General features: G+C 68.3%; 6 protein-coding genes. All 6 read right to left on the bottom strand.

From position 1 onward, the window contains the following. A partial coding sequence (locus KXR53_RS35225) for an ATP-grasp domain-containing protein (protein ID WP_437380293.1) occupies positions 1 to 512 on the bottom strand: 512 nt, incomplete at its 3' end. Between the two features lie 227 nt (positions 513 to 739). Continuing rightward, the gene (locus KXR53_RS35230) at positions 740 to 2,890 is read right to left on the bottom strand and encodes an acetate--CoA ligase family protein (protein WP_437380288.1); all 2,151 of its coding nucleotides are present in this window, start codon (positions 2,888 to 2,890) and stop codon (positions 740 to 742) included. A 77-nt stretch (positions 2,891 to 2,967) separates the two neighbouring features. Beyond that, on the bottom strand, positions 2,968 to 4,197 hold the full coding sequence (gene frc, locus KXR53_RS35235) for a formyl-CoA transferase (RefSeq protein WP_437380289.1): 1,230 nt from the start codon (positions 4,195 to 4,197) through the stop codon (positions 2,968 to 2,970). A gap of 71 nt (positions 4,198 to 4,268) precedes the next feature. Then, positions 4,269 to 5,972: a thiamine pyrophosphate-binding protein gene (locus KXR53_RS35240; protein ID WP_437380290.1), complete on the bottom strand. Its 1,704-nt coding sequence runs from the start codon at positions 5,970 to 5,972 to the stop codon at positions 4,269 to 4,271. Between the two features lie 59 nt (positions 5,973 to 6,031). Beyond that, a complete protein-coding gene (locus KXR53_RS35245; protein WP_437380291.1) occupies positions 6,032 to 6,721 on the bottom strand; it encodes a GntR family transcriptional regulator in 690 nt (229 codons plus the stop codon). A gap of 338 nt (positions 6,722 to 7,059) precedes the next feature. Continuing rightward, the coding region (locus KXR53_RS35250) for an NAD(P)(+) transhydrogenase (Re/Si-specific) subunit beta (RefSeq protein ID WP_437380292.1) at positions 7,060 to 7,522 on the bottom strand (463 nt) is incomplete at its 5' end.

The raw sequence follows: 7,522 nt of genomic DNA on the forward strand, positions 1-7,522 counted from the left end.
TTGCGGGCGTGGAAGTCCGACAGCCCGGTGGCCGGGTCGATCGCCACCGTCAGGATCTTCTCCGGCGTCGCCGCCGCCACCTCCTCGATCGCCATGCCGCCCTCGGTCGAGGCGATGATCGTCACCCGCCCGCTCTTGCGGTCGACCAGCAGCGACAGGTACAGCTCGCGGGCGATGTCGCAGCCCTCCTCGACATAGACCCGGCCGACCGCCTTGCCCGCCGGCCCGGTCTGCAGCGTCACCAGCGTCCGGCCCAGCATCGCCTCGGCCTGCGCTGCCACCTCCGCGACCGACTTCACCACCCGGACCCCGCCCTTGCCCGACGGATCCTCCTGGAAGTGGCCCTTGCCGCGGCCGCCGGCATGGATCTGTGCCTTGACGACGAACACACCGCCGCCGAGACCCTCCGCCACGCGCACCGCCTCCTCCGGCGTATACGCCACCCCGCCGCGCGGCACCGGCACGCCATACCGCCCCAGCAGCCCCTTCGCCTGATACTCGTGGATGTTCATGCCCTGCCCTTCCTGAGGTGCCCGGTCGAGATCGGCTCCGACGATCGACACCCCTCCCCCTCACCCTCCCATTCGCTGGCGCGAATGGGTCCCTCCCTCTCCCCAAGGAGAGGGGATTTTCACCTCTCCTTGGGGAGAGGTCGAAATCGCCTTGGCGATTTCGGGTGAGGGGGAGCGGTGTCGACGCCCCGAGAGGCCGACGCTCCCCGACGCCTTCGTTCAGTCGATCACAGCAGCCCGGCGGCGCGGGCCCAGCGGTACTTGGCGCCCAGCACCGCGACCGGCGTCTCGGTCGAGTACGGGTAGGCGACGATGCCGTGGTCGTAGAGGTACTGCGCCGCCTCCTCGACCTGCACGTCGCCGGCCAGCGAGGCCACGATCGGCTTGTTGATGCCCTTGGCCCGCATCTCGTCCACCACCTCGGTGATCACCTTCGCGAACACCATCGGCGGCGTGATGATGGTGTGCCAGTAGCCGAGGATCAGCGCGTGGATGCGGTCGTCCTCCAGCCCCAGCTTCACCGTGTTGCGGTAGGTGGTCGGCGGCTCGCCCCCGGTGATGTCGACCGGATTGCCGGCCGCGCCGAAGGGCGGGATGAACTTGCGGAACGCGGTGTCGAGGTCGGGCGGCATCGCCATGAGCGACAGGCCGTTGTCGACGCAGGCGTCGGACAGCAGCACGCCCGAGCCGCCGGCGCCGGTGATGATGACCACGTTCTCGCCCTTCGGCGCCGGCAGAACCGGGATGCCGCGGGCGAACTGCAGCAGGTCCTGCAGGCTCTTGGCCCGGATCACGCCGGACTGGCGCAGCACGTCGTCATAGACCTTGTCGTTGCCGGCCAGCGCCCCGGTGTGCGAGCTGGCCGCCCGCGCCCCGAGCGAGGTGCGCCCGGCCTTCAGCACCACCACCGGCTTCTTCTTCGACACCTCCTTCGCCACCTCGGCGAAGGCGCGGCCGTCCTTCAGGTCCTCGAGATGCATGGCGATCACGTCGGTCGCGTCGTCCTGCTCGAAGAAGGTCAGCAGGTCGTCCTCGTCGATATCCGACTTGTTGCCCAGGCCGACGATGGCCGAGACGCCCATCTTGGTCGACCGGCTGAAGCCGATGATCGCCATGCCGATGCCGCCCGACTGGGACGACAGGGCCGCCCGGCCCTGCACGTCGAAGGGCGTGCAGAAGGTCGCGCACAGGTTCTTCGGCGTGTAGTAGAAGCCGTAGATGTTCGGGCCCATCAGCCGGATGTCGTATGTGCGGCCGATGGCGATGATCTCCTCCTGGCCCTCATGGTTGCCGGTCTCGGCGAAGCCGGAGGGGATCAGGACGGCGCCCGGGATCTTCTTCTCGCCGACCTCGGTCAGCGCCTGGGCGACGAATTTGGCCGGGATCGCGAACACCGCGACGTCGATGTCGCCTGGCACGTCCTTGACGCTGGGATAGGCCCGGAGGCCAAGGATCTCGGTGGCCTTCGGGTGGATCGGGTAGATCCTGCCCTTGTAGCCGCCGTTGATCAGGTTCTTCATCACCGAGTTGCCGATCTTGCCGTCCTCGGCCGAGGCGCCGATCACGGCGACCGCGTCGGGCCGCATGATCCGGTTCATCTTGGCGAGAATGGCGTCCTTCGATGGCCGCGGCCGCGCCGGCCTGGCCTCGAAGTCGACGACCACGCGGACATCGGCGGCGATGGCGCCGTCGGTGCGGGCGAAGACCGGGTTGAGGTCGAGCTCGACGATCTCCGGCACCGCGTCGACCAATCGCGAGACCTTGACGATCAGGTCGGCCAGCGCCTCGCGGTCGACCGGCGGCGCGCCGCGGACGCCCTTCAGCACCGCCGCGGCCTGGATGCCGTCCAGCATGGACAGCGCCTCGTCATGGTCGACCGGGGCGAGGCGGAAGGTGATGTCCTTCAGCACTTCGACCAGCACGCCGCCGAGGCCGAAGGCGACCAGCTTGCCGAAGCTGGGGTCGGTGACGGCGCCGACGATCACCTCCTGCCCGCCGACCAGCATCTGCTGGACCTGGACGCCGACGATCTCGGCCTTCGGGTCGTAGCGCCCGGCGCTCTCGACGATGCGCTGGAAGCCGGCACGGACGTCCTCGGCCGACTTGACGCCGACCAGCACGCCGCCGGCCTCGGTCTTGTGCAGGATCTGCGGCGAGACGATCTTCAGCACGACCGGGAAGCCGATCGCCTCGGCCTGGGCCGCCGCCTCGTCGGCCGTGGTCGCCAGCGCCTCCTTCGGGATCGGGATCTGCCAGGCCTCGCACAGCCGGCGGGCCTCAGGAGCGGTCAGGCTGGTGCGCCCGTCCCGCTTCACAGTGTCAAGGATGCTGCGGGCGGTCGTCCGGGCGTCGTCCTGGACGTCGACATGGCCATTCATGGCGGTCCTCGCTCAGCAAAGGATGTGGGGGAGGACCGGACCCACCTGAGGCTATCCGGTCGTTGGTCGGGATGACTTCAGATCGCGCCGGCGGTGCGCATCGCGGCGATGGTGTCGGCGTCGTAGCCGATCGAGGCCAGGATCTCCTCAGTGTGCTCGCCAAGCAGCGGCGAGCGCTCGACCGGCACGTCGTTGTCGGAGAGCCGGATCGGCGAGGCGACCTGGACGTAGTGGCCGCGCTCGGGATGCGGCACCTCGACCAGCATGCCGCGCTCGTACATCGAGCGGTCCTCGATCAGGTCCTTCATGCTGAGGATCGGGCCGCAGGGCACGTCGATATCGTTCAGCGCCTGCATCACCTCGATCTTGCTGCGCCGGCTGGTCCAGGCCTCAATGATGCCGAAGCATTCGTCGAGATGGGACAGACGCGCCTCCGGCGTGGCGAAGGCCGGGTCCTCGATCAGCTCCTCGCGGCCGATCAGCCGCATCAGCGGTGCCCAGCCCTGCGGCTGGATGATGACATAGGCGTAGTCGTTCTCGCCGCCCGGGGCGCAGCGCAGCGCCTGGCCAGGCTGGCCGCCGCCCGAGGCGTTGCCGGAGCGCGGCACGGCGTCGCCGAACTCCTTGTTCGGGTACTCCCGCAGCGGGCCGGCGGCCAGGCGCTGCTGGTCGCGCATCTTGACCCGGACGAGATTCAGCACGCAGTCCTGCATCGCTACCTCGACCCGCTGGCCCTTGCCGGTCCGGGTCCGCTGCAGCAGCGCGGCGAGCACGCCGGCAACCAGGTGCATGCCGGTACCGCTGTCGCCGATCTGGGCGCCGGTCGAGGTCGGCGGGCCGTCCTGCCAGCCGGTCGTGCTCATCGACCCGCCCATGGCCTGGGCCACGGTCTCATAGGCCTTGCAGTCGGCATAGGGGCCAGGGCCGAAGCCCTTGACCGAGGCGTAGATCACCCGCGGATTGATCTTCTGAATCCGCTCCCACGGGAAGCCCTGGCGGTCGAGCACGCCGGGGCCGAAATTCTCGATCAGCACGTCGGACTGCTCGAGCAGCTTGACGAAGGCCTCCTGCCCCTGCGGCGACTTCATGTTGATGGTGATGCTGCGCTTGTTGCTGTTCAGCATGGTGAAGTAGAGGCTGTCGACATTCGACTTGTCGCGCAGCTGCGAGCGGGTGATGTCGCCGCGGCCCGGCATCTCCACCTTGATCACATCCGCCCCGAACCACGCCAGGATCTGCGTCGCCGAGGGTCCCGACTGGACATGGGTCATGTCGAGAACGCGCACCCCATCCAGGGCCTTGCCCATGGTCTCTCTCCCGTGTTTGTGCCGGTACCGGACGGGGCGCGGGCGGCCTTCCAGCCCGCGCCCGCGGCCGCTCACTTGTACATGGTCTGGTTCATGGTCCCCGGGGCGTAGGCGTCGGGGTCGATCCACACATTGATCAGCGACGGCTTGCCGGATTCCCGTGCCCGCTCCAGCGCCGGGCGGATCTGGCTGGCCTCGTAGACCTCCTCGCCGTAGCCGCCGAGCATCTGGGCGAATTTGGAGTAGTGCACGTCGCCCAGCTTGTTGCCGACATTGCCCTTCTCCGGCCCGTATTTCTGGATCTGGCCGTAACGGATCTGGTTCATGTGCGAGTTGTTGCCGACCACGCCGATGAAGGGCAGGTCGAACCGCACCATGGTCTCGAAGTCCCAGCCGGTGAGGCTGAAGGTGCCGTCGCCGAACAGACAGAGCACCTCCTTCTCCGGCTGGGCGATCTTCGAAGCCATGGCGAAGGGCACGCCGACGCCGAGGGTGCCGAGCGGGCCCGGATCCATCCAGTGGCCCGGGGCCCGCGGCTTGACCACGCCGCCCGAGAAGGTGACGACGTCGCCGCCGTCGCCGATATAGACGGTGTTCTCGGTCAGGAACTCGTTCAGCTCATAGGCCAGGCGCAGCGGGTGGATCGGCGAGGCGTCGGATTTCAGCTTCGGCAGCCGCGCCGCCTCCATCTTCGCCTCCTCGGCCCGCAGCTCCTCGAGCCAGGGCTCGCGGGCCCTGGCGCCATTGTCGACCCGGCCGGAGACGGCCTGGGTGACGGCGGCGAAGATGGCGCCGCAATCGCCGACAAGGCCGAGCGAGACGTCGCGGTTCTTGCCGACGGTGCGGTAGTCGAGGTCGATCTGCACCACCGTGGCGTTGCGGCCCAGGCGCTTGCCGTAGCCCATGCGGAAATCGAAGGGCGTGCCGACGATCAGGATGACGTCGGCATTGTCGAAGGCGTAGCGGCGGGTCTGCTGGAAGTGGTGCGGGTCGCCCGGCGGCAGCGTGCCGCGGCCGGCGCCGTTCATATAGGCCGGGATGTTGAGGGTGCGGACGAAGTTGATCGCGTCCTCGGTGGCCCGGCAGGTCCAGACCTGCTGGCCCAGCAGCACGCAGGCCTTCTTGGCATGCACCAGGATGTCGGCCAGCTTCTCGACGTCGCGCGGGTCGCCGATGCTCTTGGTCGACCAGCGGTAGTGGCCGGCCTCCGGCAGCCTCGCCTTCTTCAGCGGCACATGGCCGTCCAGGATGTCGCGGCCGATCTCGAGATAGACCGGGCCGGGGGCGCCGGCGAAGGCCTCGCGGAAGGCCATCGAGCACATGTCAGCGACACGCTCGGTGGTCAGCACGCTGGCGGCGAATTTGGTGATCGGCCGCATCATCTCGACATGGGGCAGGTCCTGCAGCGACCCCATCTTGTGCTGGTCGAGCGCGCCCTGGCCGCCGATCAGCAGGAACGGGCTCTCGGCGCGGAAGGCGTTGGCGACGCCGGTGACCGCGTCGGTGGTGCCGGGGCCGGCGGTGACCACGGCGCAGCCCGGCTTGCCGGTGACGCGGGCATAGCCGTCGGCGGCATGGGCCGCGACCTGCTCGTGCCGCACGTCGATGATGCGGATGCCCTCGTCCAGGCAGCCGTCATAGATGTCGATGATGTGGCCGCCGCAGAGGGTGAAGATGGTGTCGATGCCCTCGGCCTTGAGCGCCTTGGCGACGAGATGCCCGCCGGAGATCACCTCCTCTGTCGCGGCCGCTTCCTTCACTGTGGTATCGGGCATGATCGCTTCCTCCTTCACCTCTTGTCTCGGATGCGCGGCGCCGGACGGCGCCGGCGCGGTCATTCGAAGCCGGTGCCGTGCCGCTCGATCGACCGCGACAGGTCGAGGGCATGGTTTCGGACCAGCGTCTCGGCGAGATCCCCATCGCGCCGCGCCAGCGCCTCGACGATGGCGGCGTGCTCGGCCACCGATCGCTCGGCGCGCTCCGGCCGGCCGATCAGGGTCCAGCGGATGGCGCGGATGTGCAGGAACAGGGACTCGGTCATCTCGGTGATAAGGGCGCAGTCGCCGAGGCGGATCAGCGCCTGATGGAAATCGATATTGGCGGCGGCGAAGCGCTCCGAGGATTCGGCCTCCGCCGCCTGACCGGCGATCATGGCGCGCAGCCCCTGGATCTCGGCCGGGGTGGCGCGCGCCGCCGCCAAGCGGGCAGCCATGCCTTCCAGCGCCGCCCAGACCACGATCAACTCGCGGATCTCGTCCCTGGTCTTGCGCACCACGAAGATGCCGCGCCGCGGCATCGACCGCACCAGCCCTTCCTGTTCCAGTAGCGCGATCGCCTCGCGCACCGGGGTCCGGCTGATGCCCAGCGCCTCGCAGAGCTGCCGCTCGTCGATCCGGATCGGGCGGCTGTGGCCGTAGATGTTCATGCGCACGATGGCGTCGCGCAGGGCCTGATACGCCTTGGCCTTGTAGCTGGCCTTGGCGGCCAGCGGCGCGACATCGAGCGTCACCCCATCCACCAGCATGCGTTCCGTCCCAGAGCGTGCGACCGGCCCGCGGAGGCTCTTTGGTCGACTGAATTCAGAATTTTGTATACCAGAAGAATCGGTCCGGCAAGACGGGAAAGCGGATGTCTTCGTCTTTTTTTACTCGATCCGGCGACAGTTTGTGCTGCAACGCAAAAAGATGGCCGCGCCACGGCGTGACACGGCCCAGTCGGGAGGAAGCTGTATGACGGGTTGGCTTGCGTGCCTTTCCCTTTTCTGTCATGCCCGGGCTTGACCCGGGCATCCAGAGGGTCTCGACATCTCCTGGATTGCCGGGTCAAGCCCGGCAATGACAAAAAGGGAAGCGAGCCCTCCCCTTACGCGGCCAGACTCTTGGCCACGTCCTCGCACATTTTCTTGGCGTCGCCGAAGAGCATGAGGGTGTTGTCGCGGAAGAACAGCTCGTTCTCGACCCCGGCATAGCCGGACGCCATCGAGCGCTTGACGAACAGCACCGTCTTGGCGTTCTCCACATCCAGGATCGGCATGCCGTAGATCGGGCTCGCCGGGTCGGACTTCGCCGCCGGGTTGGTGACGTCGTTGGCGCCGATGACGAAGGCGACGTCGGCCTGGGCGAAGTCGCGGTTGATCTCCTCCAGCTCGAACACCTCGTCATACGGCACATTGGCCTCGGCCAGGAGCACGTTCATGTGCCCGGGCATCCGGCCCGCCACCGGGTGGATGGCGTAGCGCACCTCCACCCCCTCCCCCTTCAGCAGGTCCGACATCTCCCTGAGCGCGTGCTGCGCCTGCGCCACCGCCATGCCGTAGCCCGGCACG

Source organism: Inquilinus limosus (assembly GCF_051487185.1).
Lineage (GTDB): Bacteria > Pseudomonadota > Alphaproteobacteria > DSM-16000 > Inquilinaceae > Inquilinus > Inquilinus limosus_F.